At 40.8% G+C, this 26,810-nt stretch carries 30 protein-coding genes; 10 read left to right on the plus strand and 20 right to left on the minus strand.

Features of this window, described 5'->3' with window-relative positions:
- Positions 1 to 2 precede the first annotated feature (2 nt).
- The 3 genes from C2M30_RS14510 to C2M30_RS14520 all read left to right on the plus strand — a co-directional run bounded on the left by C2M30_RS14510 (position 3) and on the right by C2M30_RS14520 (position 3,363).
- Positions 3 to 1,403 carry a DUF3526 domain-containing protein gene (locus C2M30_RS14510; RefSeq protein ID WP_105172159.1) on the plus strand — a complete coding sequence of 467 codons (1,401 nt, stop codon included), beginning with the start codon at positions 3 to 5 and terminating at the stop codon, positions 1,401 to 1,403.
- A complete protein-coding gene (locus tag C2M30_RS14515) occupies positions 1,400 to 2,737 on the plus strand; it encodes a DUF3526 domain-containing protein (protein ID WP_105172160.1) in 1,338 nt (445 codons plus the stop codon). Before C2M30_RS14510 ends, C2M30_RS14515 begins: the two co-directional genes overlap by 4 nt.
- A gap of 143 nt (positions 2,738 to 2,880) precedes the next feature.
- On the plus strand, positions 2,881 to 3,363 hold the full coding sequence (locus C2M30_RS14520; protein ID WP_105172161.1) for a DUF2938 family protein: 483 nt from the start codon (positions 2,881 to 2,883) through the stop codon (positions 3,361 to 3,363).
- Here C2M30_RS14520 and C2M30_RS14525 read toward each other — a convergent pair.
- The 4 genes from C2M30_RS14525 to C2M30_RS14540 form a co-directional block, all read right to left on the minus strand.
- A complete protein-coding gene (locus tag C2M30_RS14525) occupies positions 3,316 to 3,996 on the minus strand; it encodes a GNAT family N-acetyltransferase (RefSeq protein ID WP_105172162.1) in 681 nt (226 codons plus the stop codon). The two genes, C2M30_RS14520 and C2M30_RS14525, sit on opposite strands and share 48 nt — an antisense overlap.
- A gap of 7 nt (positions 3,997 to 4,003) precedes the next feature.
- Positions 4,004 to 4,456, minus strand: coding sequence for a DMT family transporter (locus C2M30_RS14530; protein ID WP_105172163.1), 453 nt, complete (start codon positions 4,454 to 4,456; stop codon positions 4,004 to 4,006).
- Positions 4,453 to 5,079: a nitroreductase family protein gene (locus C2M30_RS14535; protein ID WP_105172164.1), complete on the minus strand. Its 627-nt coding sequence runs from the start codon at positions 5,077 to 5,079 to the stop codon at positions 4,453 to 4,455. Before C2M30_RS14535 ends, C2M30_RS14530 begins: the two co-directional genes overlap by 4 nt.
- 82 nt (positions 5,080 to 5,161) lie before the next feature.
- Entirely contained in the window at positions 5,162 to 5,758 is a 597-nt protein-coding gene (locus tag C2M30_RS14540; protein WP_105172165.1) for a Crp/Fnr family transcriptional regulator, read from the minus strand.
- A 226-nt stretch (positions 5,759 to 5,984) separates the two neighbouring features.
- Here C2M30_RS14540 and C2M30_RS14545 point away from each other — a divergent pair, with 226 nt between their 5' ends.
- The gene (locus tag C2M30_RS14545; RefSeq protein ID WP_105172166.1) at positions 5,985 to 7,610 is read left to right on the plus strand and encodes an endonuclease; all 1,626 of its coding nucleotides are present in this window, start codon (positions 5,985 to 5,987) and stop codon (positions 7,608 to 7,610) included.
- A gap of 100 nt (positions 7,611 to 7,710) precedes the next feature.
- Here the strand turns inward: C2M30_RS14545 and C2M30_RS14550 are convergent, their stop codons facing one another.
- Positions 7,711 to 8,769, minus strand: a complete 1,059-nt coding sequence (locus tag C2M30_RS14550; RefSeq protein ID WP_105172167.1) for a Kelch repeat-containing protein — start codon at positions 8,767 to 8,769, stop codon at positions 7,711 to 7,713.
- A gap of 255 nt (positions 8,770 to 9,024) precedes the next feature.
- On the minus strand, positions 9,025 to 9,261 hold the full coding sequence (locus C2M30_RS14555; RefSeq protein ID WP_010558272.1) for a glutaredoxin domain-containing protein: 237 nt from the start codon (positions 9,259 to 9,261) through the stop codon (positions 9,025 to 9,027).
- An 84-nt stretch (positions 9,262 to 9,345) separates the two neighbouring features.
- Here C2M30_RS14555 and C2M30_RS14560 point away from each other — a divergent pair, with 84 nt between their 5' ends.
- Positions 9,346 to 10,251 (plus strand): AraC family transcriptional regulator, encoded by a 906-nt coding sequence (locus C2M30_RS14560; protein ID WP_105172168.1) that lies wholly within the window; start codon positions 9,346 to 9,348, stop codon positions 10,249 to 10,251.
- Positions 10,252 to 10,254: 3 nt separating this feature from the next.
- On the opposite strand, the gene C2M30_RS14565 is transcribed toward C2M30_RS14560, so the two are convergent.
- The gene (locus C2M30_RS14565; RefSeq protein WP_105172169.1) at positions 10,255 to 10,722 is read right to left on the minus strand and encodes a YHS domain-containing (seleno)protein; all 468 of its coding nucleotides are present in this window, start codon (positions 10,720 to 10,722) and stop codon (positions 10,255 to 10,257) included.
- A gap of 132 nt (positions 10,723 to 10,854) precedes the next feature.
- The gene (locus C2M30_RS14570; protein WP_010558275.1) at positions 10,855 to 11,652 is read right to left on the minus strand and encodes an ion transporter; all 798 of its coding nucleotides are present in this window, start codon (positions 11,650 to 11,652) and stop codon (positions 10,855 to 10,857) included.
- 210 nt (positions 11,653 to 11,862) lie between these two features.
- On the opposite strand from C2M30_RS14570, the gene C2M30_RS14575 reads away from it, so the two are divergent.
- The 3 genes from C2M30_RS14575 (at position 11,863) to C2M30_RS14580 (ending at position 13,219) form a co-directional block, all read left to right on the plus strand.
- Entirely contained in the window at positions 11,863 to 12,402 is a 540-nt protein-coding gene (locus C2M30_RS14575) for a hypothetical protein (protein ID WP_234004743.1), read from the plus strand.
- Between the two features lie 62 nt (positions 12,403 to 12,464).
- The gene (locus C2M30_RS21810) at positions 12,465 to 12,632 is read left to right on the plus strand and encodes a hypothetical protein (RefSeq protein ID WP_234004744.1); all 168 of its coding nucleotides are present in this window, start codon (positions 12,465 to 12,467) and stop codon (positions 12,630 to 12,632) included.
- Between the two features lie 137 nt (positions 12,633 to 12,769).
- Positions 12,770 to 13,219, plus strand: a complete 450-nt coding sequence (locus C2M30_RS14580) for a hypothetical protein (protein WP_105172170.1) — start codon at positions 12,770 to 12,772, stop codon at positions 13,217 to 13,219.
- Positions 13,220 to 13,517: 298 nt separating this feature from the next.
- On the opposite strand, the gene C2M30_RS14585 is transcribed toward C2M30_RS14580, so the two are convergent.
- The 11 genes from C2M30_RS14585 to C2M30_RS14635 form a co-directional block, all read right to left on the minus strand.
- Positions 13,518 to 13,976 (minus strand): hypothetical protein, encoded by a 459-nt coding sequence (locus tag C2M30_RS14585; RefSeq protein ID WP_105172171.1) that lies wholly within the window; start codon positions 13,974 to 13,976, stop codon positions 13,518 to 13,520.
- Between the two features lie 79 nt (positions 13,977 to 14,055).
- Positions 14,056 to 14,505, minus strand: coding sequence for a hypothetical protein (locus C2M30_RS14590; protein ID WP_105172172.1), 450 nt, complete (start codon positions 14,503 to 14,505; stop codon positions 14,056 to 14,058).
- Positions 14,506 to 14,952: 447 nt separating this feature from the next.
- Positions 14,953 to 16,245, minus strand: a complete 1,293-nt coding sequence (locus C2M30_RS22070; RefSeq protein WP_105172173.1) for a methyl-accepting chemotaxis protein — start codon at positions 16,243 to 16,245, stop codon at positions 14,953 to 14,955.
- A gap of 289 nt (positions 16,246 to 16,534) precedes the next feature.
- Positions 16,535 to 17,323: a hypothetical protein gene (locus C2M30_RS14600; RefSeq protein ID WP_105172174.1), complete on the minus strand. Its 789-nt coding sequence runs from the start codon at positions 17,321 to 17,323 to the stop codon at positions 16,535 to 16,537.
- Positions 17,324 to 17,618: 295 nt separating this feature from the next.
- Complete coding sequence (locus C2M30_RS14605) at positions 17,619 to 19,241, minus strand: chitinase (RefSeq protein WP_105172175.1); 1,623 nt, start codon at positions 19,239 to 19,241, stop codon at positions 17,619 to 17,621.
- Positions 19,242 to 19,876: 635 nt separating this feature from the next.
- Positions 19,877 to 20,416 (minus strand): hypothetical protein, encoded by a 540-nt coding sequence (locus C2M30_RS14610; RefSeq protein WP_105172176.1) that lies wholly within the window; start codon positions 20,414 to 20,416, stop codon positions 19,877 to 19,879.
- Positions 20,416 to 20,682 (minus strand): hypothetical protein, encoded by a 267-nt coding sequence (locus C2M30_RS14615; RefSeq protein ID WP_105172177.1) that lies wholly within the window; start codon positions 20,680 to 20,682, stop codon positions 20,416 to 20,418. The genes C2M30_RS14610 and C2M30_RS14615 overlap by 1 nt, the downstream gene beginning before the upstream one ends.
- Before the next feature lie 492 nt (positions 20,683 to 21,174).
- Positions 21,175 to 21,555 (minus strand): GFA family protein, encoded by a 381-nt coding sequence (locus C2M30_RS14620; RefSeq protein WP_105172178.1) that lies wholly within the window; start codon positions 21,553 to 21,555, stop codon positions 21,175 to 21,177.
- Between the two features lie 72 nt (positions 21,556 to 21,627).
- Entirely contained in the window at positions 21,628 to 21,846 is a 219-nt protein-coding gene (locus tag C2M30_RS14625) for a hypothetical protein (protein WP_105172179.1), read from the minus strand.
- On the minus strand, positions 21,843 to 23,327 hold the full coding sequence (drt5, locus tag C2M30_RS14630; protein WP_105172180.1) for an antiviral reverse transcriptase Drt5: 1,485 nt from the start codon (positions 23,325 to 23,327) through the stop codon (positions 21,843 to 21,845). The genes C2M30_RS14625 and drt5 overlap by 4 nt, the downstream gene beginning before the upstream one ends.
- 425 nt (positions 23,328 to 23,752) lie before the next feature.
- A complete protein-coding gene (locus tag C2M30_RS14635) occupies positions 23,753 to 24,475 on the minus strand; it encodes a hypothetical protein (protein WP_158683461.1) in 723 nt (240 codons plus the stop codon).
- A 202-nt stretch (positions 24,476 to 24,677) separates the two neighbouring features.
- Between C2M30_RS14635 and C2M30_RS14640 the strand changes: the two genes are divergently transcribed.
- Entirely contained in the window at positions 24,678 to 24,974 is a 297-nt protein-coding gene (locus tag C2M30_RS14640; RefSeq protein WP_105172182.1) for a DUF6482 family protein, read from the plus strand.
- Positions 24,975 to 25,002: 28 nt separating this feature from the next.
- Here C2M30_RS14640 and C2M30_RS14645 read toward each other — a convergent pair whose 3' ends face one another.
- A complete protein-coding gene (locus C2M30_RS14645) occupies positions 25,003 to 25,446 on the minus strand; it encodes a hypothetical protein (protein WP_105172183.1) in 444 nt (147 codons plus the stop codon).
- On the opposite strand from C2M30_RS14645, the gene C2M30_RS14650 reads away from it, so the two are divergent.
- Positions 25,431 to 26,630, plus strand: a complete 1,200-nt coding sequence (locus C2M30_RS14650; RefSeq protein WP_105172184.1) for a PQQ-dependent sugar dehydrogenase — start codon at positions 25,431 to 25,433, stop codon at positions 26,628 to 26,630. The genes C2M30_RS14645 and C2M30_RS14650 overlap by 16 nt on opposite strands.
- Positions 26,631 to 26,810 lie beyond the last annotated feature (180 nt).

Below are 26,810 nucleotides of genomic sequence, written 5' to 3' on the forward strand. Positions count from 1 at the left end.
TTATGTTAACAACAATAGTCAAACAAGAATGGCGGCGATTACGTCGTCACCGTTTAGCACAAGCCGTGCTAACTCTGGTTGTTGTACTGGTAAGTGTCATCGTACTGAGTCATTGGCAACTACAACAAAATGCCATTGATGCACAACAAACATGGCAGCAAACCGCCGATGAATTTTGGCAAGCACAACCTGAGCGCCATCCGCACCGCGTTGCACACTATGGCCACGTGGTATTTCGCGAACACTCACCGCTTAGCTTTCTCGATGTTGGTGTCGCACCATTTAATGGCAACTTCTTATTTTTAGAAGCGCACAAACAAAATGCCAGCGCTATCAAAAGTTACCCAGTGAACGCCTCTAGCCTCGCAATTGGTTTTCCGTCTGTTGCCACCTTCTTTTGGTTTGTATGGCCTTTGGTATTAATTATCTTGGCGTACGGCGCAATTAGCGACGAAAAACAAATGAATCGCTACACTTGGCTGTTAAGCCTTGGCCTAACAAAACGCACATTAATGTCTGCCAAAGCGGTGTTTTACATCGTGTTAAGTACGATTATTGTTGCGTTTATTGCCTGTGTTGCAGCACTATTTATTGCTTTAACTGCACATGTATCTGCCCAGCATTGGTTCTCTTTTGCAGCAATGATGGCAAGTTTTTGGTTATACAGCATTATGTGGGTGCTGATCATCGTTACTGTGTCGGCAGTTGCCAAAAACAACCTGCAAAGCTTGTTAAGTAGCTTAGCGGTTTGGCTGTTTATTTGTGTGCTCGTGCCAAAAATGGCTGCACCAATTGGGCAAAGCTTAGCGCCTGTTCCTGAGCACGCTAACTTTGTCAGTCAGCTGAAAAAAGATGTAAAGGCAGTCGGCGACTCACACAATCCAAACGACCCATATTTCAATAGTTTTAAACAATCTGTACTTGATCAATACGGCGTAGAGACGATTGAAGAACTGCCGGTTAATTACAACGGTTTGATCATGGCCGAGGGTGAGCGCATCACAAGCGATATTTACCAGCGTCATTTACACACGTTAGAGCAAACCTTCGCAGAGCATGAACGCACCCATCAATGGTTATCATGGCTTTCACCTACGCTTGTGTTAAGCAAAGTATCGGTATTACTGAGCGGTAACGACCGCGCCAGTATTGATGAGTTTGCAAAACAAGCCGAGGCCTATCGTTTATCACTGATCCAAGCGCTCAATAAAGTACATACTGAGCAAATTGATCACCATAACGAGCGTGCGCAAAAAATAAGTGGCGATGTATGGCGTGATATGGCGCTGTTTGAATTTGACATGAAACCCGCTCAGCTCCCGCTTAAAAACTTACTGCCGTTTTTAGTCTGGCTAGTGCTTATCGCTGGCCTGTTTTACCGTGTAGGAGCAAAGCAATCATGAGTTTAGTTAACTTAGAACTAAAGCTGCTATTTAGAAATCGCGGATTTCTTTTGCAACTGGCGGTATACCTTGTTTTATCGCTTGGTGCAGTTGTTATTGGCTTTAATCATTACAACAAGCAACTTACCGAAATCGAAAAACAACATCAGTTTGCTGCGGCAGACATAGCTCAGTGGCAAGCAGCTGGCGATAAAGCAACACCAGGTGGACTTGGTTACTATTTACATAGCCCTGCGGTTAAAACACCGAGCCCATGGTCAATTTTATTTAAAGGTGAAAGCCAAGAGTTACTCACCATCAATCGCATTCGTTTATTAGCACTGCAAGGGCAACTCTACAACGAACCAATAAATAACAGCGAACATTTGCGCCTTACATGGTTAGATTTAGGCTTTGTATGGGTTTATTTATTGCCATTGCTGATTGGTTTTATCACAGTAACGCGACTTGCCGAAGATAAACAAACTGGGCGCTGGCAGTTATTTTCTGCCAACCTATCAACTGGCAGTAAATTATTAATAACACGTATCACTATTAGCGTAAGTGTGCTGTTTATCTTAAATGTATTGGTGCTATTAGCAGCTACCGCTTTTACGGATATCACGCTATCGCTCGATACCGTGTGGTTAATGACTATTTTGTTTAGCTATATGCTGTTTTGGGCAAGTGTTAGTTATCTCATTAGCAAGTTGGTAAAACAGGCTAATTTATCGGTGCTGGCTTTTGTTGTGAGCTGGCTGGTACTCGCAATTGCCATACCTTCTGCGCGCTTTTCAAGCCAGCTAGACGTAAGCCAAAGTAATACTGGCGTATCGCTATTAATGACGCAGCGTCAAAGTATTAACGATAGCTGGGACCGAGATAAGCAAGCAGATCTCGACACCTTTTTAGCGGCTTATCCAAAATGGCAAGAAACCAGCAAGCTAGGCGAAGCATTCGACTGGAAATGGTATTACGCCATGCAAACGTTAAGTGACGATGCCGCCAAACCAATGGCAAATGATTATCTAACCCATATTGAAAACGCCAACAAAGCGCCTGTTTTTAGGGCTCTATCGCCTGTACTAAATGTGGATTTATTGCTAACCCGCCTTGCCAATACCGATAGGCAAAGTGATTTAGATATGAAAGCGCAAGTAACCGATTGGTATAACGCACTAAAAGACCACTGGTACCCTTACCTATTTTTTAATAAAACGTATTCGCCACAAGCCATTGCCGATGCACCAAAGTTTAGCTATTTAGCAAATACAGCTAAAGATGCGCTGCAATTGCTGTGGTTGTTGTTACTTACTGCGTGTTTAATTGCGCTAAGTTACAAGCGCAAATCCTAGTTCCAATTCTAGCCAAAAATTGGATTCTGTTGTCACACCCAAAGGAAGCATTTGCTTCCTTTTTTTTATTGCATCAAAACCTTGACTTAAAGCTGACTTGAAGTTGCAAAATTTCCTTTTAGTTGAAAATTAAGGATAAAACCATGACTTCAATATTATTAAATAGCCTGATAATTGGTGTAGGCGCTACGCTTGTAATGGACTTAGCCGCTTGGTTATGTTTGCGATTATTCGCTATTCAGCCATTAAATTATGCTTTTGTAGGGCGTTGGTTAATCGGTATCACGCGTGGAAAGCTGCGTCATAATCCGATTATGGCATCACCAAGTGAAAAGCATGAATTTGCCATTGGTTGGTTTTGCCATTATGCAATTGGGATTATTTACGCATATATGTATTTGATACTGGCGAACATACTCACGCTTAACACTGGCAATATAGCATTATTATTACTATTTACGCTCTCAACGCTGGTAATGCCCTTTTTTGTTATGCAACCGTGTTTTGGTTTTGGCATCGCTGCCAGTAAAACACCACTCCCGCTGCAAGTCAGACTAAAAAGCCTGCTTGCACATTTGTCATTTGGTGCTGGGCTTTACATTATGATCTTGTTGCTGCTCAGCTAAATGGTAGCAAGCACCTAACTCTAGAAACCCCATTGACAGATACATCGGCAGGCCAGCTTGCGAGGCCTGCAAACTAATAAAATCGCAACTATTTTGCTCTGCAAACCACAGTAAGTGCTGCATTATTGCCTTGCCAATGCCTTTGCCTTGGTAACGTTTTGGCACGCCAACTTGATGAACACCTAGCGTGTGATTAGTGATATAGGCGATGGCTGTTCCGCAAATTTCACCATTTTCAATGTAGGCGAAAATTGTTGCATTGCTATCACAAAGTAATGGCCGTAAGGTTTTATAATCGATCAAATAACCAAAAGCCTCACCGCATATGTTGGCCCACTGTTTTAAACTCTCTTCTGACGTTATGCGTTCAATATACTTATTCAAGATAGCGAGTTTTTGCGTACCTTCAAGACCCATTGCAATCAGTTTATTACGGTAGTTCTCACGTTGAAAATCATTAGGTTCAGTGGTTACACAGACATGTTGCTGCCACGCATTTTGGTCAATTGCCTTAAAATCGCTGCGCCATACTTTGTTTGGCCAGCTAGTGTGACGATGCACATTCGAAGCTGTAGTATGCGCTAATGTTGACCAAAACTGGTGTAAATTTGCGAGGTTCCTATCTAATAACATAATCAATTTAGTCCTTATTTATCAATACAATGCCAGCAATCAACAACACTGTGCCTAACGCTTTGGTAATACTAATGAGCTTTTGTGGGCTATCAAATAAGCCAAAGTGGCTAATTAACATAGCGAAGATAATTTGCCCGGTTAACGCGTAACTCATTAAATTGCCTACCCCCATTTTGGGAATAAGCCAATACATGCTACCAACGCCTAAAACACTTAATACACATGACCCCCACAAGTACCAAGGCACAGTGCTCAGCTGTACATTTTGCAACGTGACCGAGAGCGTTTTTGCATTGATTATCAAAAGCACCAGCGAAACCAAAATAAAACTGGTTAAAAATGCATAACTCGTTGCCAACCATGAGCTTTTTAATAGTTGCCCTAAGCGCGCATTCATCGCAGCTTGCATTGCAATACACGCCCCTGCGATAAAAGCGACAGGCCAAAGGGCGTTCATAATAGACTCACTAATTGATTTATTGGCTTACGATATTTTGCTCTCAGCGCACTGTGGTCGTCTCTGCTACGAATGCCTACTGGGCATAATATTTCAGCGTTTAACCCACGCTCTGTCAGCCCAAGGGCATCACTTACTGCTTTTTGATCAAAGCCTGTCATTGGGCACGCATCAATGTGATTTATTGCAGCACAACTGAGCAATTTGCCAAGCGCGATATAACATTGGTTAGCACTCCATTTTTGTTGCTCAAATGGTGATAGCGATAACAAATCCCCACTAATGGTTTGCTTGTAGCCCGCTAGTTTTTCAACATCAATTTGCTGATTTTCTGCAAGCGCCGAAATATAGCTATCAATATCATGCTGTGAAGTGGTAACACGGTTTGCTAACACCAATAAATGTGAGCACTGTGCAATTTTATCTTGCCCGTAACTAAACGGCACTAGCTGCTGTTTAATGTGTTCCTTGCTTATCACAAGTAACTCATAGGGCTGCATACCATAAGAACTAGCGCTTAAATGTACGCTATCGATAAGTGGTTGCAACTGCGCTTGTGAGAGTTGTTGTGAAGAAAATTTATTGACCGCGTAACGCCAATTGAGTGAATTAATAAAGTCCATTGCCTTGCCCTTGTTTAAGTTGATACGGCAAGGTTACGCACTCTTTATTCTTATCTCCTTTACATATGTTGATAACCCATCATTATTTTAAATCTTTTTTAATGCGGCTTAGCTGAGTCGGCGTAATACCTAAGTAACTGGCGATATGATACTGCGTTAAGCGGTTGATTATTGGGTTAAACTCTTCCAAGAAATTTAAGTAACGTTGTTTTGCTTCAAATTGCAAATAGCCGATTTCTTTTGGCTCTTTTTCAAGTAACCAATGGGTTTCAAGGTAATTAATATGAAATGCCATCAACTCATTACTATCAAACAATGCTTGGCGAAATTGCTTAAAGTCTATTTCTAAAATCTCGCTTTTTTCGAGGGCGTCAATTGCCATAAAGCTTGGCTTATTAGTAAGTAACGCCGTCATACTGCCGGGAAAGCGCCCTTCAGCAAAAAAGGTTTTGTTAAATGCATTACCTTGCTCGTCAATAACATATGCGCGCATCAAGCCACGGTGCAAAAACGCAAAGTGGCTAGGAGTTTGGCCAATTTCATACAATACTTCGCCCTTTTCTACCGTGCGTAATCGCGTGCAATTTTTATAAGCTAAAAACGCTTCATCGCTAAGGGGATAATAGTTGTTTAACGTGGTTTTAAGGTGAGATATTGCATCCAAAACAAATACAGCCAAATCGAAATAGTAACGCCAGTTTACCTAACGAACACTAAAGCGTTAAGCCATTGTTTATAAATATATGTCGCTTATCAATTTGTGGTTCCAATACTCGCTAGCAATGCATTAAACCATCTCAATTAGCATCACTCCCCAACGCCAATCTTAACATTATTGTAACAAATTTCATTTAGCTTATACTGCTGGTTGATTTATCGTCAAAAACACGTTTAAAGGACACACTATGATTTACGGAAAATGGCAAAAGCTACTGCTTGCAAGTAGCCTAATGAGTGTTACAGGGGCGAGTTTCGCTACTGTAAACAATGGTGATTTTGAAACTTGGACAAGTAACACACCAAGTGCTTGGTCTACTATTGATAGCGGTATTACACTTGCACCAGAAAGCAATATTGTAAAGTCGGGCAGTTATGCTGCAAAAGTAACGGTAAATACCGCATCGCAAAGTAGCACAGATATACGTCAAAGCGTTGCTGTTGAAGCGGGTCAAACCTATCAATTTTCTACTTGGGTTTATCACACTGAAGGCGGCATAAAAGCACGCTTAGTTGTTGATGGCTATCAAAATTATTCTAATGCAGCCGTTACACAACAGTGGCAGCAAATAAGCTACCAATACACTGCATCAACAACCACAAACATTGATGTGGGTTTGCGTTTTTATGATGTAAGCGGGTTCGATGGCAGCGAAGTGGTTTATGTTGATGCCTTTTTACCTTCTTCAGGCAGCACACCACCACCAAGTACTGGCTGTAATGATCATAGCGTATCACTGTCGCTACAAACCGACAGTTACGGCGAAGAAACAAGCTGGCAAATTTCCAATAGCCAAAACAATGTAGTTGAATCTGGTAACGGGTATCAAGCAAACACCCAATACAACCAAGATATGTGTTTAGCATCAGGCGACTACAGCTTCACCATTTTTGATAGCTATGGCGATGGCATTTGCTGCAACCACGGTAGCGGCAGTTACAGTTTAACCAATGCAAATACTGTGTTAGCAAGTGGTGCAAGCTTTCAAAGCTCACAAACAACAGCGTTTACACTTGGCGGCTCAACCGACCCTGAACCTCCAACAACGCCAACAGGTTATTATGCATCAACCCAAGGGCTAACAGGTTTTGCGCTAAAAACCGAGCTACACAATATTATCAAAAATCATAATTCACGCGGCTACTCAGCTATTTGGGGATTTTACGATAGCGCATCACGCGATAAATATTTCGAGAACGACAACACCATTCTCGATAGATACTCTGAAAACCCAACCGGGCAAGATAGCTACAATTACATTGCTGTTACCAATCAATGCGGCAGTTACAATAGCGAAGCCGATTGCTACAACCGCGAACACTCTTTCCCGAAAAGCTGGTTTGGCGGCAAAGTAGAGCCAATGAATTCGGATATTCACCATATTTTTGCAACCGATGGTTATGTCAACGCAAAACGTGGCAGCTATCCATTTGGTGAAGTCAGTAGCGCTAGTTTTGTGTCAAACAATGGCAGTAAACTCGGTAGCGCAGCCTCATCAACAGGCTATAACGGTACTGTATTTGAACCGATTGACGAGTTTAAAGGTGACTTTGCACGCGCCTATTTTTACATGGCTACGCGTTATCAAAACGTTATTGGCTCATGGCAAGGAAATAGCAGCAGCGCCAATGATGTGCTAAATGGTACAACTAATCAGGTATTTGAAAACTGGGTAGTGGCACTTTTATTAAAATGGCACAACAATGACCCTGTGAGCCAACTTGAGCGCGACCGCAACCAAGCGGCTTATGATTACCAAGGTAACCGCAACCCATTTGTCGACCACCCTGAATTTGTTGATATGATTTGGTAAAACGCCATTTTTCACGCAACAAGTAAAAGCAAAAAAAGCTAACGTATTCCGTTAGCTTTTTCTTTAAAGTATGAGCACTAGCAGCTCAAATCCGCCGCATTTACTGCGCCACAGGCGCGGATGTTATCACTTTGTTTGTTGTTTCTTGTGGCCCAACATTTGCTGCACCACCAAGAATATAAAGATGACCTTTTAGCGTAACGCTGCCGTGTCCATGAAGTGTATTAGGCAAACTAGCAAGCGCCGTCCACCTATCAAGGGCTGGGTCGTATTGCCATACGGAATCGAGCGCCTTGCCAGCGCGCCAATCACCATTATTTGCAAAGACTTCACCACCTGTAACAATAATTTTATCATCTACCACACTTGCCGAAAGCCCTGCAGCAGCAACGGGTAACGGCGCAACCTCAGACCACGAATCGGTGCTTGCGTCGTAAACTTCTACATAACTTAGTGTTTTCGCATCTTGCCCTGAAGTACGCCCACCAATCACGTAAATTCTATCGCCAATTACCGCGCTTGCGGCCGAATTTCTGGCTATCGTGGGCGGTTTTGCTTGTCGCCAATACGCATTACTCACTAACACATAATGCGATGTGCTATCGATGTGTTTGCCAGTGTCAGGTGACAGCGTTTTACCACCAATTACATGAATATTTTGCGAAACATTAGCATAAACCGACTCAGCCAATGGGATCGGCAGTGACGCACTTTTACGCCAACGCTGCAAGTTACCATCTAGGCGAAATACCGAGCGCTGAATTTGCCAAGCGTTTTCTCTATTGCCAGTAAAACCACCAATGGCATATAAGTAATGATGATTACTTACCATACCGAGGTGATGTCTGGGCTCAGGTAAATCTGGGGCATTTTGCCAACGGGCTCGGGCAGGATTTAAAATAAATACTTTATCACTTGGCCCTAAACCAAAAAAAGAAGGTGTTTTAGAAGGCGTAAAACCGCCGCCAACCACAATGCGTTCTTCAAATACCGCGGGATAAATTTCTTGTAACGCAATCGGTAATTCAGGCGCATCAAGCCACTGTATTTGCTGCGTAGTGTCAGTAGGAGAATTGGCTTGGTTTGCAGCAAGTGAACTGCTAAATAAAGCTATAGAAGTAAGTAGTAATAACATGTGACCGGCAGAAAAAAGACGCATCTAAATTCCTTAAAAAGTGTTCTGTAGTTTGTACGTAAGCAACCAACTACAAGTTCATCTGTAATCAAATGATTAATAACTAGAATTAGCTAGAAAAATACAGATATTTGTCACTTTATATTAAGCCGGAATTGAGATCTAGCTAAATCTAAACCCACTAAAGAAAGGTCATCAGTTAGGTACTCAATAAATACAAAAACGGTAATATTAGCGAGTGCGAATCTCGCTAATATTGCCGCCTAATTACACATTAACCTACAAGGCGTGTTTAGTAAGATAGGCTTTAAAGTCATCACAACCGCCAATATGCTCACCATCAATAAAAATTTGGGGAACCGTTTTACGACCACTTAACAACACCATTTGCTTAAACTCATGCGAGTTATGGGTGACATCAATCTCTTCATATTGCCAATTTAAACCATCCATCAATGATTTCGCCGTTTTACAGTAGGGACAATAATCTTTTGCATAAATCTTAATCTTGCTCATTGGGGGGATTCCTGTTTGATTAAATTTCAATACCAAGTTTAAATAGGGGCTTACTCAAAGAAAATGTCGCATCTGATTTAATTTATGTCTGAAAGTCCGAATATTTACCTAAATGATCCTGATCCGCTCAGCGTATTGCTAAAGCGTTTGTCGTTAAACGCCGAAGTGTATGTAAACGGTGATTTTTGTGGCACGTGGGCGGTCGATACATCAGGCAGTCGGCGAATACCATTTCACCTGATTGGTAAAGGTGAAGCGTGGCTACATATGGGCGATGAAAAGCACAAATTAGATGCCCGCGATCTGGTTATTTTTCCGCACGATCATCAGCATATTATTGCCAGCAGCGCAGCAACACCTCAGCCGCATTTAATCAATGCGCCCATGAGTAATGATGGCGAAATCACCAATATGGTGTGCGGTTTTTTCGAGTTTAAAAACACCCTTATTAATCCATTATTAGATGCGATGCCAAGCGTTATTCATTTGCCTGCAACACCCAGTAACAGTAAAGCCCTTGCCCTCATTGATTTAATGATTATGGAATTAAGTGAATCACGAGCTGGCTGCTACACGGTTGTTGATCAGCTTGCCTATTTATTGTTTGTTGAAGTGTTACGCGTACAAGTAGAAAGCGACAAACTGCAAAGCGGCTTATTGGTTGCGCTTTTTGATTCACGTATTGGTAAGGCATTAAACGCTATTCACCAACAGCCAGAGTATAACTGGAATTTGGCACAGCTTGCAGAAAAAGCCGCCATGAGTCGCTCTAATTTTGCCGATAAATTTAGCAAGTTAGTAGGCAGTAGTCCGATGAATTATTTAATAAAATGGCGGATGATCAACGCGCGAAAATTACTGATCACGAGCGATTTGACCATTGCCCAAATTGCAGAGCAAAGCGGCTATGAATCGGAAGCCGCATTTCGTAAAGCGTATAAACAACATCAAGGGCACGCACCTGGCAGTGTGCGAAGTGGTGCCCACTAACGATTACAGCTCGCCTGGGTTAGTTAATTCAACCGTTGGCCATAAATTATTTGCTTCAGAAATATGTTTAGGTACAGCTTTCGCCCATGCTTTGTAAACATCTTGGTTTTTATTTACAAACAATTTGCCATCAACAATTTCAAATGCCTTGCCGTCTATTTCAAACTTTTTACCAAAGGTCATGCCGTAGGCACAAAAACCACCATATTGTGGTGCGTATTTTTCTGGGTTTTGTGTAAATAAATCACGATTTTCGGCAGATTTAAAACGATAAATTGCATCGTTATAAACGGCGGTAAAATCGGCACTACCTAACACCGGCTTGCCTTCCGTAAAATAACCAATCACATCGTGACCCGCTAAAATTACGCCGTTTTTGTCGGTTTCTGTGTCGTAGCCTGCTTCAGCAAAGCTAGAAAGGCCAATAAAAGCCACTGCCAAAATTGTTTTTAATGAATGAGAAAATGTCATAACACGTGCTCCTAATGCGTTTTTGTTAATGCATAGAAATGATACGTGCACTCATTTAGTCAAACTATATCCAAAAAAACTGAAATTATGTCCAAAAATCCGAACCTCACTTTCAGCTTTTTTGGCAGGTGATTACTGTTTCTTATTGATTAAGGCATCAATTTTTGCTTCAAGGCGCAATATATCTTCTTTGGTGGCGAAGGTTTGCTCTGGCTTGCCCTCTTCTTCGTGCATTACTTGCATTGCATCAACAATAATACCAATGAACAAGTTAAGCACCGCAAAGCTGGTGATAATAATAAACGGCACAAAGAACAGCCAAGATTGCGGGAACAGCTCCATAGTTGGGCGCACAATCCCCATAGACCAGCTTTCTAACGTCATGACTTGAAACAAGGTGTACGCCGACGCACCAATACTGCCAAACCATTCTTGCATGTTCGCATCTGGGTGTTGGCCAAACAGCTTAGTAGCAAGTACCGCGTAAACATAAAAGATAATACCCAGTACGCCAATTACCGACGCCATACCTGGCAGTGAGTGACCCAACGCACCAATTACACGGCGCATTTGTGGCACCACCGAAAACAGCCTTAAAACCCGTAAAATCCTAAACGCGCGCAGTACCGATAATGCTCCACTGGTTGGCGCCCACGAAATGGCCACAATTAAGAAGTCGAACCAATTCCAGCCGGATTTAAAAAAGCGCAGCCGATACACAATCAGTTTAAGTGCCAGCTCTATGGTAAAAATGATTAAAATAATAAAATCTAACGCGTGCAGTATGTTTGCGTTTTGCTTACCAAACTGTGTGGTTTCCAAACCTAACGTAACGGCATTAAATAAAATAACCGCCACTAAGAAGTTATTGAACAGTTTATTTTCAACTAAAGTTGTTAACTTAGAAAGAAAGGGATTTGTTGATTCCATTTAAGTGTAAATTTATAAACTAATTTATGATTTGCATAATCTGGTTTTAGAAGACGTTTTTCAAGCCTCAATCTAGCAATAACAAGCAAATACAACCATTGCCACTAGCTTAAGTATGCCGAACATTTTAGGTATAGTAATTCCATCTTTCAGCATTTTGCAGTAAGCTGCTTCAACGCCAGAAATAAGTAACAACATTAGGAGTACGTGTTGAATAAACGAATTGAACCTGAACTATTTGGTAGTACGCCCGACCTAGATCAGGTTGCGCAATCAAAAGAGCCGATTGCACAATCGAGTAAGCAAGCGCCAAGCGCGCCGCAAAACGTACCTGACACACCTGCCGTTAAAAAAAGTAGCAATGTATTTACCTGGCTGGGTGCTATTTCCATTATTGCGTTAGCAGCAGGTGGATACACACTTTACCAACAAAATCTTGCAACCCAAGCTCAGCTTGCTGCATCAAATCAACGCATTGCTGAATTAGAAAGCGCACTTTCAGCAACAGGCGAAGAAATGGGTGAATCGGCAGGCGCCATTAAAGCCAAAGTAAGCGCACTTAGCAAACGTACCGACGAGCTTTGGACACAAATGGACAAGCTTTGGGCATCTGCGTGGCGACGCAACCAATCTGAAATTAAACAGTTAAAAGATCAAGCTAGCGACATCACTAAAAACCAAAAAACAGCGCAAGCAAATGTTAGCTCTGAACTAAAAACATTGTCGCAAACCATACTGAACTCACATTAAAGCTTTCGGTACTTGAAGAGCAGCAACAAGCAACTAAGGCGCTTAAAAATCAATTAGCTGCAGTGAATACCGAACTTGACCAAATAAAGTCTAAATCACAAGGCCGCGACGCCAAACAAGTTGAAATTGGTGGCAGCATAGCCGAACTAGAAATGACGCAAAATGCACTCGCAGAGCAATTGCAACGCTTAGAGAGCAAACTTGCAGCAGCAAAGCCAGCTCAACTTTAACGGATCAGGCAGCGAAAGGGCCAACGCATAGTTTGGCCCAGCTATATAAACAAAATTAAGTCGCTTTAAAGGTATTACTGCGGCTTGCTTAAGGTTGACGCCCCGAACCTATACAAAACCAACTAAGGATAGTAACGGTGACAAATACGCTTACGGACAAGCCAAAACACAGTGTAAAAGTTAGCTTAGTAAAACAGATTCCCACCATCCTGCTAGGTTCTTTACTGATAGGCTTAGGTATTTATTATCTTAAAATGGAGCTTGCTGTTTGGGGTTTAATATTCATTACCATGTGCATGATTAGCTACTGTTTTAATGCATGGCATTTTTACGCTGACGCTTTTGAGCTGAAAAAGAGTGTTATATCAAAGCGTATTAGAATAAATCATGCGGATTTACGCAGTGCAAAAGTGATCGAAACCGATACAGGCCTCAAAGAGTTACATTTCACTCATATTAAACACGAAGAATCTCTAAACGAGAAAATACCGCTTATGTCTTTTAGCAAAAAGAACATCGCCATTATCGAACAGCACATTGCTGAGATAAGCCAAAAGCTAAATTTACCAAGCGCCATAAATTCATAACAATAATTAACCCAAGTTTAAAGCAAAGGTTTATCCGTTTTTATTCCGGCGAATTAAGTCAGCTCGCCTAATAACGTGTTGTATTTGAGAGCAATAAAAATTAGTTATCTAAATAAACCTTCACTTGGCCTATTTGCCTAGAATAAGATAATAAAATCAATTCTGACAGTTACAGATGTGCCACAAGCTGTCATTCGTAACGCCGCAAATAAACGGCTAAAAATAGTGGGCTAAAATTTAGCGACGAAAGAGCGCAAGCCTGCTGTTTTGCGTCCACGGTTTAATTAATTTGTTAGGGTTACAAAAGATCTTTTTTGATTGAGTGTGCTTCAAGTTCCTTTGCTATTAAATTTCGATCCATATCGTCAGGTAATAAGAATGTGATTTCACTATCATCAGTAAACTTAAAAACGATGCCGTTAAATATAAACCTGTACGAAGAGATCAGCTCCCAAGGTATCGAAGTTATATTATCTGCTTTGATTCTGACAAGGCCTTTGGGACCGGAATCAATTTTAACTGGTGACAGCCACGTGACCGTATACAAAACCCAAGCTAAAGTGAAACCTAGCACAGGAGCAATCCAAATTGTTTTAGCTAGATGACTGATAAAGTCATCTTTAGTCAACAGGCTTACAACTGCCAAAAAAACGAAAAACAACGTCCATAGTAAGCAGCTTGTTAACACCCCCTTTGAAATGAGGCTATATTTCTCTTGGTTTTGGATTGATTTAATCCAAGGTTCAGTCCACTTCATTGCCTGATTGTAACCCTAACGCCCGCATTTGCGGCTGGTTTGGAGCGCAGCGGAAAACCAGTCCGGCAACATGCGCTTGTTAGGGCTGATATGCGTCATAAAGCGCCTCCCATGACATTTTACTAATTCCGTGTTCATTGCATGTAAAAACACAATTGACTGGAATTAGATCACCAAAGCCAATGAATTTTTCGCGATTAATTGACTGAAATGCACGACTATAGAACTGTACAGAGCTGCCTGGGATTAGAATGGCATAACGACAGTTGTTGCGATTATCTCTTCCAGTTTCTTTTAATAACTCACCGAAAATTTTGTGAACTGTATTGTGGCGGTCTTTTGAATCGTCGCTTTTCGCTTCAATTACCCAGTGCTTATTAGAAATTGACACAAATTCTACATCGGCAAACTGTTTTGCTTTACAGTTTTGGTTTATCACCTCAGATATTCGTAGATCGTCATCTTCATGCCCCTGCAAATAGGCCATGAATTGCTCTATTAAATCCTGTTCAGGTGTTCGGTTTGGCATCGATATTCCTTGTTGCCCTAACATGTTTATAGCGAGCTAATCGCGCGTTTTTCTACCAAAGCGTCGCTCGTTTTTCTGAATGACTCATTTGTAGCAAACTTCTTAACTAATTGCCATTACTACTAAAATACAGTAGTTCTTGCTTTTTTTTCAGGACAAAAACGAGCGATTGGGTCGTTTTCCTGACTATGCAAGCAATATACTTTGACGAAATAGAAAAGTAATTTTGAATGACCGCTGTTCGCTCATTGCCGCCGAGTACATAATTAAGTTCAGAGGGCTGCTTCTGCTAAGTGCTAACTTGAGTGATTCTGCTACGGTTTAAAATTGCCAATAAAGCCTAAATAATAGGCTTTAATCGAACTCATATTTACGACAAAGAACAACTAAAAGTCCTCGACGCGACGACGTTATTTTCTGCTTCGACCAAATAGTATTACCGTACAGCTACAAACGTTTCACCACTTCAACTATTCCAGACATTCCCTGATTTATTTCTTTAAATATGCCATCTACACTGCTAACAAGTTGAACACCTTTTTTGGATTTTTCTTGTGCTGCTTCGATGTTATCACTCAAACGGAGGGTTAACTCTGTATTACTTTTTACTACATTAGCGATTTCTGAGGTGGAGTTAGATGTTCTAGCAGCAAGAGTGCGAACTTCATCAGCTACTACCGCAAAACCTCTTCCTTGTTCTCCAGCACGAGCCGCCTCAATCGCTGCGTTAAGTGCTAGTAAATTGGTTTGCTCTGCAATAGCGGATATAGTGCTCACAATCGCATTAATTTTTTCAGACTCATTATTAAGTTCTTTTATATCAATGAAGACGACATCGATATCGTTAGAAATATCGTCCATTGTAACAACGGTTTGCTGTAACATTTGCGTCGCTTCGGCGCTAACTTGTTCGGTTTCTGTAGATGTTGATTGAACTGCTTCAATTGTATCTTTAATACTTTGAGTTTGTTGGGTTACATCTGACACAAATTTAACAACCCTGTTGACACTGCCATCCCTATTGAATATTGGGTGATAAGCGCCTTCTAACCAAAGGGTGTTTCCATTAGAATCTACACGCTCGTACAACCCACGTTGAATTTTACCTTCTCTTAACTCGTTCCAAAACTGCTTGTATTCTGGCGATGAGCTAATTGATTTGGGACAAAATATTTGATGGTGTTTACCAATTATGTCTTGCTCGCGATATCCAACGACATTTAAAAAAGCCTCTGTTACTTCTAGTATGTGGCCGTTTACATCAAAAGAGATCCCTGCCATCGCTCTCTCTATCGCTTCTAATAACCCCGCTTTTTTCATTTCCGCTTTTTGTAGCTCTGTAATATCAGTCGCTAACTTAACTACACTTGTAACTTTACCTTGTTCATCTAAAACGGGAGTATAAGAAGCTTCAATCCATACTGAACTGCCATCTTTTTTTATGCGCTCGAATCTATTTGAAGATGATTCGCCTCGAGCTAATTTATCCCAGAATTCTCGATACTCGTTTGAGCTGACTTCGTTAGGTGAACAAAACATACGGTGGTGCTGGTCAACAACTTCACTCAGCTCGTAACCAAGAGTAGATAGAAATAGCTCGTTAGCAGTAATGATCTTACCTTGCGGGGTAAACTCAATATAAGCAAATACTCGTTTAATTGACGTCATAACATTAAAGTCATGTTGGTAAGTTGGCGTAATGTTAGTTTGTTTGGCTTTTTCTTTTTTGTTCCAAAACATATAGTTCCCTATAATAAGTTAGGATCAAACTGGTTAACTTAATATTAGCAGCATTTTATTTTTTTAAGCCTTTTCTATCGTTTATATATTAAGCAAAGTTTTTAGACGTGTTCTAAGGTAGAAATAAGCCTGATTTGAAACAATGTAATAAAAACTAAGGAGTCTACTTACCGCCTCTTAAACGCTCATATTGGTTTGTCTGGGAGGTTTAAACCTATTAGCCTAAACCGTCTGAGCAGATATTCCATATCAATCCCTTGAAACAGTTAGGTGTTATTGCGAATTGGTATTAATTTTTCTCTAAAAAATCTGGATGGCCGTTATTATTTTTATCTAGTTTACCTTCTTGCTTGTCGGCTGTGCCGTCACCGTCTGAGTCGTCATCTTGCCAGTTAAATTGGCCATCATTATCAGCATCAAGCAGCTTTACTGAGCGCGCTAACAAATACTCTAAGCCATCAATAATGCCATCATTATCTTGGTCGTTTTTATTTACATCGCTCAATAACCTGCGCTCTTTTCGGTCGTCAAAGGCATCTACATCTGTATCGTGGAATACGGTAATTTTATAGCTTAAATCATCGCCACCCGCATAGTTGTTATCCATTACGCTTAGCTGATAACGACCCGCTTTAAACAATTGAAAATGAACAACATAAGTGCCATCTTTTGAAAATGGCTTCATAACATAGCTATCGATAACCAAGCCATCGGCATTTGAAATATACACTTGTGGAGAAAAGCGCTCTGCTTGTGTCGTAAAAAACGCAGTGATCATCGTTCCTTCTGACGCATCAAAGCCAAATAAGTCGCCTTTATCAACACGCGATGAAATTGTGCCAGCAGCAATAAAGCCATCATCGAGTTTCGCAGGTGTAGCAATGCCTGGATTATCATTCGGTTCTTGCTCAATAAATACCGGATAATGATGTTTGGTTGCATCAAATGGGTAATCATCAATCACGTCCAGTATATCGTCACCGTCACTGTCTTTTTCATACCAAGGCGTTTCGCCACAGCCACTCAGAGCCATAGTTGCAATAAAGAAAAGACCGAACGGTCGCAAAGTAAAAGGCATAATGCGCATCCTGCGTTAAAAACTATGAGTGACTAGGGTAACCGAAAAAGTACACTGTAAAAATATATTTATAAAAACAAAACCCTAGATATTTTATTTGCATATTTAAACGTTAATTGATCGTTTTTGAAAATCGTAACGTTTAACTAAATGAAGGGTCGATAAGGTGTAACTCACCTTTACTAGCCAAATTTATTACCCCTTCGCCATGTGAACAAAAAAAGCGCACTCATCTATGTGCGCTTTTTCATTTGTGGTTAGTTTAAATCGGCTAATTGCTTAAAAGCCGGCTTAATTACTGCCATGCATTACTGGTATTTGGTTGTTCGCCCTGATTCCACCATTTTGCCGTGTAGGTTTTGCCTTCAAACACTGCTTTGTCGCCGCCAACATAAACGACTGTTGATTGCCACTGTGCAACCGTTGTTGGTGGCTCGACTGGCGGCTCAGCAGGCGGTTCGCTAGGTGGCTCTGTTGGCGGAGTTACCTCACCAATTAATTGCCATGGACCACCCGCGTTTGGTATATAACCTTGTGTCCACCATTTTGCTTGGTATTCAGCGTTTTGATACACCACTTTATCGCCTTGAACATAAACCTTATCCGCAGACCAAGCATTGCCTGTTGATGGCGGTTCGACGGGATCAGGCAAGGTATCAACTAACCTTACTTCAGGCCAATTGGAGTGTGAGGCATAGAAATTAGTAACGCATTTTTCATAATCGCCCGGTACCAACGCCGAATACGCCGTTTGATATGCCACTAATTTACACTCAAATGCATAACCACCGGGTCTATCTGCGTAATACGCCCAGTCGCCTTCCCAGTTGGTGTAAAGCACGTCGGTTGCGCCTTCTAAATTTAAGCTGCCATACGGGGTTTGTTGCCAACACGTGTTTTCTTCATCCATTTCAATCGGTATTTGATAATGCGCTGAAAGCCCTTCCCAGTAGCGAATACGATTTACCGGCTGGCCTTTATTTTTATTTTGTGCACCACATTCAATGCCACCATTAATAATATTGATGGTAGTGCCAAAACCGTACCCGATCCCTGCAGATGTTTCGCGTTCTGACGGCGTCCATGTGCGATCTATCACATGTAACATTGCCGGTTTGGGCGCTTGTGGCGTTAAGAAAAACCAAATCGCCGAGGCTAAGTTTAACCATGAGTCTGCAACCAGGGCTGGGTTATTTAACAGTACCGTGGCATCACCATCAAACATTGCTTCAGAGAAAGCGCCATAGTTAAAATGATACGACAGCTGTTTTGCTCCGCGACCAAAATAGCCTTGATTTGGTGCACATGGCCAGCGGCGATTTTGCCAGTCATTCTGACCACATCCCGTGGTGTAACCGGGTTGCCCTTCAGACCAGCCCATTTCTCGTACGTGTACAAGCGCTTGCTGCCATTCTTCCAAGCCTTGCGGGTTATCTGAGGTATTGTCTTTTGCAATATGGCCGCCCGTTTCTTGGGCAAAGTGGGCAAATGCGGTAACGATTGATCGTTGACAAATCGCATCGGCATCACGTCCATCGCTATAATCACCACAAAACGCTGGGAACTTACCAATTGCGCGTAAAAAACGCGTGTAAGTATATTCAGGTGCAGCCATTTGAGTTAAAAAGTCCCATTGCGCTTGGCCAAAAACCCGCTCTGCACGCTTTACATTGGCGGGGTTGCTAGCGGCATTTGGTACAATCGCCTCAACTAACGCGTTATCAGCGGTGCGCAGCGCATCTGACCAAATTGCGTACATTGGATTTGCGGTTTTAGTTTGTGCCGCAGTCGCTACTTCGCTTTTTAATAGCACATAACCATTGGGGTTTTGTGGGTCGGGTTGCACATTAAGTGCGTGCGTCGCAAGTGGCGTTAACAGCGCTAAATTTAGCGCCAACGCTAACTGTGTTCTTTTCATTTTTCTGCCCTTATTGGTTAACCTCAAGTAGAGATAACGAATGTGCTTCTAACGGTTACTTTTACTGGCTTAACCGTAAAATGTGTTGGCAATAAATTCGCTCTTAATGCGCGTTATTGCTCCAAGGGCTATGCCTTGAACTTTGAAAACACTTGTCGCAAGCCCTTTAAAACAGCTTTAACTATTTCAAACTTATGTACTTTCACTATTTGTTATCTGAGCCTGAGGTTAGTTATTCTTGGAAACGTTAACAACAAATTAACGTACCGAATACTGGTACTTTTTGACAGCGTTGTCAAACGCTATTTTTAATAAAGGCCTTATCAGTAGTATTGGTTTAGCAAAACCATAAAAAAGGCTTACAGACTCGGGCAAGTCTTATCGTTATCACGAACGGTAAAATGAGTATGGGCAGTTACACGCAACATTGTTAGTTTTGGATTTTCGCGCTGTAACAAAAGCGCATAAGGTAACAGCGTTAAAAAGTAATTAATAAACAATAAGTTTTGAATATACCTTGTTTGATTACAGGGCATTCATAATCAACAGCTAAAAATACCATAAAAAACACTCATGCTAATGACACATGAGTGTTTTATGTCTCTCACTTAATTTCAGTGCTGGCAGTTAACAAACTAAGTTTGGTTAGCTGTTTGCTTCAACTTTGAGCGCTTAGCGGCAAATACCTGCGCTACTAGTTTATCCCATGTTTCACTTGGATACGCTTTTACAAAGTCATTATTAAATTCACTGATTTCCGGCATATTGCTAATACCTATTTCAGCGAAATAATGACCTTTTACCACCATAAATTGATGCTTAAACGGCACTAAATAACTGTGTTTCGTTAATGCCTGCTGCGCCTCTTGGTAACTTGCAAACCATTTATTTAAAAAACGATCGCATGCACTTGAATGCAACACACTACCAAAGTTAGTTTGCCCAGTATTATCAGCGATTTCTGCCGATAACAGCTGATGCAACTGTTGCCAATCAAATAGTCCCGCGTCTTTCGCAACAAGGTGCTGACACATTTTTAGCTTTAACTCTGTCGGGTGGTTTTCATCTAACCTGTAATACTTTTTTAGCCGTTTTAATACATTTGTGTTACCATTTTTTGCCTCTTTTAGCAGCGTTTTCGCTAATGATTTGGCGTGTTTTAATGCATATTCCATTAAAGCACCTCCTTGCGAACTTGCGCCATTTGGCAAATCGTCATCGCGCCTAAAACAGCCGTTAAAAACACTAAAAATGTAAGGCCATAATCACTTAATATTGAAAATAAAGTGGTAAATGGCAATTCTAAAAACGCCACAAAGCCAAAGTAATTAAAGGAATAAATATAAAATAGTAATACCGCTAACGGCAGTGCTGCTCGAAAAGATTCATGTAACTTGGCAGATAACAACCCAAAATTACGGGGGTAAGATTGCAGATTCATAACAAATCAAAACTCCTAAGTTCTTTTGGTGTTCCGCGATTACCAAACTTATTTGTTTCAAATGTTTGAATGTATTTTGATGAGAGTGACATCGTCTTTAGCGGAGAAGGCGTCTCTAAAACCTTAACCGCATGCTAAGGCGTGTTGTAAGCTATGTCAACTTGTCGATGAACTTATTCTTCTGTTACATTTTAAATTTTTGAACATAAATAAAAAACTAAAAAAATTAGTTAAATATGTGGAAGTGACTAAAGAAACTCCCAACTTCATCCGCTATGATTGATAACCAAACCTTGCTAAATATGACAAATATAAAGTAAATACCTAGGGTAAATATGAAAGTAGAAAAAATTTTCTTAATGTTTCCATGGTCTGATTTCCTTAGCCTTATAACTTCTCGTTAAGTAGTAACCAACATCGCCACTTAAGCGATTGTTCCGCACAAATACCAAGTCTTAGAAGTCACTTTAAAGTCTTTATTTATAACAATACTTAAGGCTTCTTATCCTTAGGATGATGAATACCATCATAGATTTTAACGGGCTCCAGATCATAGGGGTTTATTCCCTCAAGACACGCAACATTAATAGCAAATTGATGTGGGTTAGAACGCCTTTGGTGGTGAGTATATATTCCGCATGTTTTACAAAAGTAGTGCTTTGCCGTCATGGTGTTAAATTGATACAGAGTCAAATTGTCTTCACCTTTAAGAATTTTAAGGTTTTCAAGCAAAACAGAAGCTGCAATTGCCCCACGTTTTCGACACATAGAGCAGGAACAACGACGTGGATCTTCTAGACCATTTGGCATCGTCAGCTCTAACTCAACTGCACCACAATGACATTGAGCTCTGTGTACTTTTTTTATATCCATATTGTTGCCTTTATTTTGACTCTCTAGAAACCGTTAAAACACTTCGAGATGATGTTTTTAGCAGCATAACAATTAAAAGTATTGCAGACTTGTGTAGCTTTCATCGCTTTTCAGCAAACTACTTGTGATTTTCATTTCTATATCAGACACTTTATTATCGCCAGCTATAGAAACGTAACGCCGCGCACAGCGGCTGGCAAAGCTGGCGGTTTTTGTGCGAACAGCACAAAAAGTGACAGGCTTGACAGTCCGTTGCTGCGCCTTGTTAGCTGCTGTTGATTTCTTAGTCATAGCTTTTTAACACCTGATGCCACCAAGAAATTCATTGGTGATCCTTTAGAAAAGTAATCAAGCACGTAGTTTCTTTCTCCGGCGGGTAATGATCTCGAGCCAATAGCAGATGACCATGACAACCAATCGGACTGTCCAGTTTTCAAAAGCTCGTCGCGGATTTCCTTAAGCCCAAAGCCTTGTTCAGGTATTTCAAGGATTTTTGCTCTAGCGATTTTAAATTCGCTAGTTAGCTCGTATATTTTGATTAGGCATTCGCCATAGAGATCAGTGCCGCTTAGGAAGTCTTCTAATATTGCCCCCAACCAAAAAAGTTGATATTCCAGTAAAGCGGTTCCCGAGTGAAGAAAGGCGTGGATTATTCTCGTTAGTTCGATTTTGTCAGCAATTTCAGAACTAAGTGAATAAATGTGTTTTATTATATTAGGGAACTTTTCAAGTAATGTCGGGAAGATCTCTAGTAACTTATTGCTATGAGAACGAAGAAAGGTCAATATTAAATCTGCATCGGACTCTTCTAAATCCTCATTCCTTAACAAGGCCATTAACCCGTCAATTTGAGCCTGACTTAAGCTATTTTCAATTTCAACTTCTGTTTCAATTACTGCCACACCAGAGGCTGTTGGAAATTCTTCATAATCTGTGATTATTTCTTTGAGCGATTGTTTGATATTGGTTAGCGTAGCCTCAATAGCACCAACTTTGTTGTCGTAATATGTTTTTGATGGGTTTACATTTAGCGCAAACTTTCCCAGTAATTGTTGTATGCGTATAAAATCCTGCTTTAGAACATTGGGATCGTTGTCAAAGAGTGTAAAGTCGTCCATGAACCTTACTATTCTTGATGATTTCAAAAGCCCCGAAAGATCAACAAACTTTAAAAATTCATTCCCAATCATTTTGCATGGATATATTCCATGAGGTAGAAAGTCGACGCTCCTTCCTGAGTTTGTTTCTCTAAAAAATTTACCAAGAGCATTACTATCAACGCCAGTGACACCTGGTTTAGACGCAAACCAGTGCGACAAGTCATGGTGATATAGGCTGTTAAAATAGGAAGCAATATCAAACTGTATGTTGTGCGAAAACTCACCTGAACTTTGGCCAAGCTGAGCTTTATATTCAGAGTATGATTCATGCACAGGAATATGACGTCCCTCTCGAAACCTGTAACCATAGCTACGCCGCGTGTCACTCACTTGGGGTCTAAAAATCGACCTGTTTCTGTATATAACATCATAAATGAAGTACTCAGAAACTGGATCCAGTTTAACTGTTCGCCTTAGATGCCCTCTTGGTTTTGTTGCGTAAACCTTGTGTTGAGAAAGAAAATTGTCACCTTCGTGCTGATCACTCAATATCCTGTTATCGATATAATCTTTTATCTCATCCCCAATGACTTCCGCCAATATCAAGTTGGTCTTAAGTGGAAATAGCGTTGAGCCAAAATCCTTTTTAATAAATTCAAGAGTACTTGTCATAATTGTCTATTTCTACACTCTGAGGCAGCTAACAGTTTATTAAGAGGCAAGTTGCCTCTTTTTCTACCGCAACATCGCCTGTTTACATTCTAGAGCAATTTATAACACTAATAATTAGTTGCCACTAGTCCGATAGTTATTTGAAAATTAACATTTTATAAGTTGCGGAAAACAGGCAAATTGCCTGTTAATATAATTAAGGGGGAAGTAATCATTAATAAATGGAATAGGCATAATTTTTACTTCTAACAACTAAGAGTTTGCTATGTGCATTGAGTAATTTATTCAATGACCGTTCCTCGCTCACTTAAGGCCCTAACAAGGTTTTCCTACCAGCACTAAATATCTAAAGCCCTGCCGCTGTATTCTAAGTACAACGCTAAAAACATACTCCGCGTTTACACAAAAGTATTTAAACCCAAACTCTAAAACAACTTATCACCCAACAAAATTAACGCATTACCGATTGCGCCAAGTGCGAATAATCGCAGTAAAATAATCGACATGGTGCCGATACCACCGGCTGAGGTGTTTCTAAATTTCAGTGGGTATTGATGAAATACTAATAAGTACAAAACATTAAATAACCCAACACGCATAGCGTCGAGGGAGATGGTTTTACCGTCGTTTAAATGAATATCGCAAGTATGCAAAACGGCGCGTGTTTTATTAGCAACACCACCGACTCGGTGCTTATTTTTGCGAATATAGGTGTAATTAAAAACCACTTCGCTTATATCGCTTTTATTAACTAACTCACTGCCACCTTTTTTGACCTTTTTAGCAAGTTCTTCAATTTCGATGTGATTTTGGCTAATGGTCATTACTTTTTTACTGCCAAAACCATACTTTTTAATTGTCACTAAGCGCTTAATAATAAACACCGTTAAAAAGCTGCCTAAACAAATTAAAAAAGCGATGCCACGTGGGTAATGTTCTACTAAATACAAACTTGATAGCGCAATCGCCATCACCAAAAGGGCAAAAAACACTTCAGCCCAACCTGATAACACCGCTAACGCAGGCAAAGATTGAAGTCGCGTTACTGAATCGGCTTGTAGCGATGATTTACCCTGAAAGGAAGCGTATCTAAACCAATCTTTGTCGGTTAAATCAAGGTCGAGCGAGTGCTTTGCAATTGAGCGCATATTAAATCCATTTGTGCTAGCGATGGTTGTTTTGATTAACGGTGATTCCGTTGTTGCCTTGCCTATTTTATTGGCTTTAATAAATATGTAAATAGAACAAACTATTAGCTTGTCTAACACATAAAAATTAACGCTAGTGGTTAATCTAATTTGAATTGGTGTACGTAATAAGCAAAGTAATAGTTTAAATAAGAATACAACAATGAAACTGAGCAAATTAGAAAAATACTTTGAAGTTGAAAAACTTGTTTTTAATAGCCTTGATTTAGCGCTCTACAACGTAAGTGCCGTGGTTGAAGGGCAGGAATACATCATTACTGACGAGCGAGGTGAACGCATAAAACACCATAATTTATTGGCACTACAACAGCGTTTTCAGAATGTAAAAGCTAAAAAACAGGTGGTACGTCAAAGCAGCGCCTACGATGAAATGATTGGCGGCCCAGTTAAAGGGAGTAATGAGATGGAAGTGTCGCTTGGAGATAATAAGCTGTACTAAATAAGCTTACTTTAAAGCTAACAACTTATTATTTACGTGTTAGCGCGGCACTTACTTTTGAAAACACAAAACCACCTGCGGCACCAGCGAGTAATTGGGTATAAAATCCCCAGCCTCTTGCGCCCGCAATCACGTTAATTTTCATAATAAGTTCAAACGCGAATAACACAGTTGCAAGCGCTGCAATACCTGCAAAGATAAACCATACATCGCGCGAAATAGCGTATTTTTTGCTAAGCCAATTGGCAACCGTAAACGCGATTGCTAATGCAACTGCGATGATCACGCCATAGGTTGTGGTCATGCCAAGCCAATCTTGCGCCATTATATTAAGACGATCACCCAATGGCACCACCACCCCAACATTTACTAACTGATTGACAACATATTGGCTATGGAACAAGCTAGCTATGGTAAAGCTCAGCAGCCATGCAACTAAAAACGAAGGTAATAAACGTGTTAAAAATAACAAGGTTAGCGCAACTCAACAAAGGTATATTCCCTCACACTAGCAAACACTTAAGTTGTAAACAATGGTTGCTTTATATCGCCTTTAGTTTTGCCACATCTGTAGGTGTTTCAAAAAACGCCGCTGCAAACGACACCACCTTACCGTTAGAAACTTACAACATACATACCCTTGCAACCGGATTAAACGCGCCTTGGAGCATGGTGGAGTTACCCGATAGAACTTGGCTAATTACTGAACGAGACGGCCATGTAGTAATGGTAAAAGGCAACAGCCAAAAACGGCTAAACGTTAACTTTGAAGGCCTGTACCTTGCAGGGCAAGGCGGCTTACTTGATATACTGCTTGCACCCGATTATGTGCAATCAAACACCGTTTATTTTACCTACGCTCAAGGCAACTTAAGCGCTAATCGTTTAGTGATCGCAAAAGCACAGTTTAATGGCACTGAATTTTCAAAACCTCAAATTGTGTACACGGTAGCAACCGATAAAGGCACACCTCAACATTATGCTGGTCGCGCACTAATACTGCCTGACAATACCTTGCTGTTTTCAAGTGGCGACGGCTTTGATTATCGTGAACAAGCACAAGTTGTAACGAGTCAATTAGGAAAAATGCTACGCATAAACCTAGATGGCAGCATACCTAACGACAATCCATTTAAAGATCACACAAACCCAAACGCTCATGCGGTTTTTTCTCTTGGCCACCGCAATGCACAAGGGCTTGTGTACGATTACGATGCAAAACGCATTGTAAGTCATGAACATGGCCCTGCTGGCGGCGATGAGCTAAATTTTTTAACCGCTGGAGAAAATTACGGTTGGCCGGTGATCACCTACGGTAAAGACTATTCACAAGCGCGAATTTCGCCGTTTACTCAATACAAGGGTATGAAACAACCAAGCATTAATTGGACACCCTCTATCGCCCCTTCTGGCATGGCTTACTACGGCACACGAGATAGCGCGTTCCCATCACTGCAAAAACACCTACTTATTACCACGCTCGTTGATAGAAAACTGTACGCAGTTGATATTAACAATAATCGCTTTAAACAAACCGCTGTATTTCCCGAAATAAGCGGTCGCTTGCGCGACGTATTTGTTAGCAATAGCGGTAATATCGCCATTCTAACCGATGGCAAAGATGCCAAATTGCTACTTGTTTCTGCGGCTAAGTAACTAAACTAAATTCGATAGGCATTGTCACACATGATTTATGTTAGCAACGTAAAACATATAGCTTAGCTATGTTTTACACAATTAACCAAATGTTGACCAAAATGCGTTTTGTAAGCTGCTTTTTTGCATAGCTATTTCAGGCAAGTAACATATAATTACCACTACTCAACGACAAAGAAA

Source organism: Pseudoalteromonas sp. T1lg24 (genome assembly GCF_002964745.1).
GTDB classification, from domain to species: domain Bacteria; phylum Pseudomonadota; class Gammaproteobacteria; order Enterobacterales; family Alteromonadaceae; genus Pseudoalteromonas; species Pseudoalteromonas spongiae.

What these genes read in the sequence shown, in the direction of transcription:
- C2M30_RS14510 (WP_105172159.1), top strand. Translation starts at nt 3, where the DNA reads ATGTTAACAACAATAGTCAAACAAGAATGGCGGCGATTACGTCGTCAC.
- C2M30_RS14515 (WP_105172160.1), top strand. Translation starts at nt 1,400, where the DNA reads ATGAGTTTAGTTAACTTAGAACTAAAGCTGCTATTTAGAAATCGCGGA.
- C2M30_RS14520 (WP_105172161.1), top strand. Translation starts at nt 2,881, where the DNA reads ATGACTTCAATATTATTAAATAGCCTGATAATTGGTGTAGGCGCTACG.
- C2M30_RS14525 (WP_105172162.1), bottom strand. Translation starts at nt 3,996, where the DNA reads ATGTTATTAGATAGGAACCTCGCAAATTTACACCAGTTTTGGTCAACA.
- C2M30_RS14530 (WP_105172163.1), bottom strand. Translation starts at nt 4,456, where the DNA reads ATGAACGCCCTTTGGCCTGTCGCTTTTATCGCAGGGGCGTGTATTGCA.
- C2M30_RS14535 (WP_105172164.1), bottom strand. Translation starts at nt 5,079, where the DNA reads ATGGACTTTATTAATTCACTCAATTGGCGTTACGCGGTCAATAAATTT.
- C2M30_RS14545 (WP_105172166.1), top strand. Translation starts at nt 5,985, where the DNA reads ATGATTTACGGAAAATGGCAAAAGCTACTGCTTGCAAGTAGCCTAATG.
- C2M30_RS14550 (WP_105172167.1), bottom strand. Translation starts at nt 8,769, where the DNA reads ATGCGTCTTTTTTCTGCCGGTCACATGTTATTACTACTTACTTCTATA.
- C2M30_RS14555 (WP_010558272.1), bottom strand. Translation starts at nt 9,261, where the DNA reads ATGAGCAAGATTAAGATTTATGCAAAAGATTATTGTCCCTACTGTAAA.
- C2M30_RS14560 (WP_105172168.1), top strand. Translation starts at nt 9,346, where the DNA reads ATGTCTGAAAGTCCGAATATTTACCTAAATGATCCTGATCCGCTCAGC.
- C2M30_RS14565 (WP_105172169.1), bottom strand. Translation starts at nt 10,722, where the DNA reads ATGACATTTTCTCATTCATTAAAAACAATTTTGGCAGTGGCTTTTATT.
- C2M30_RS14570 (WP_010558275.1), bottom strand. Translation starts at nt 11,652, where the DNA reads ATGGAATCAACAAATCCCTTTCTTTCTAAGTTAACAACTTTAGTTGAA.
- C2M30_RS14585 (WP_105172171.1), bottom strand. Translation starts at nt 13,976, where the DNA reads ATGAAGTGGACTGAACCTTGGATTAAATCAATCCAAAACCAAGAGAAA.
- C2M30_RS14590 (WP_105172172.1), bottom strand. Translation starts at nt 14,505, where the DNA reads ATGCCAAACCGAACACCTGAACAGGATTTAATAGAGCAATTCATGGCC.
- C2M30_RS22070 (WP_105172173.1), bottom strand. Translation starts at nt 16,245, where the DNA reads ATGTTTTGGAACAAAAAAGAAAAAGCCAAACAAACTAACATTACGCCA.
- C2M30_RS14600 (WP_105172174.1), bottom strand. Translation starts at nt 17,323, where the DNA reads ATGCCTTTTACTTTGCGACCGTTCGGTCTTTTCTTTATTGCAACTATG.
- C2M30_RS14605 (WP_105172175.1), bottom strand. Translation starts at nt 19,241, where the DNA reads ATGAAAAGAACACAGTTAGCGTTGGCGCTAAATTTAGCGCTGTTAACG.
- C2M30_RS14610 (WP_105172176.1), bottom strand. Translation starts at nt 20,416, where the DNA reads ATGGAATATGCATTAAAACACGCCAAATCATTAGCGAAAACGCTGCTA.
- C2M30_RS14615 (WP_105172177.1), bottom strand. Translation starts at nt 20,682, where the DNA reads ATGAATCTGCAATCTTACCCCCGTAATTTTGGGTTGTTATCTGCCAAG.
- C2M30_RS14620 (WP_105172178.1), bottom strand. Translation starts at nt 21,555, where the DNA reads ATGGATATAAAAAAAGTACACAGAGCTCAATGTCATTGTGGTGCAGTT.
- C2M30_RS14625 (WP_105172179.1), bottom strand. Translation starts at nt 21,846, where the DNA reads ATGACTAAGAAATCAACAGCAGCTAACAAGGCGCAGCAACGGACTGTC.
- drt5 (WP_105172180.1), bottom strand. Translation starts at nt 23,327, where the DNA reads ATGACAAGTACTCTTGAATTTATTAAAAAGGATTTTGGCTCAACGCTA.
- C2M30_RS14635 (WP_158683461.1), bottom strand. Translation starts at nt 24,475, where the DNA reads ATGCGCTCAATTGCAAAGCACTCGCTCGACCTTGATTTAACCGACAAA.
- C2M30_RS14640 (WP_105172182.1), top strand. Translation starts at nt 24,678, where the DNA reads ATGAAACTGAGCAAATTAGAAAAATACTTTGAAGTTGAAAAACTTGTT.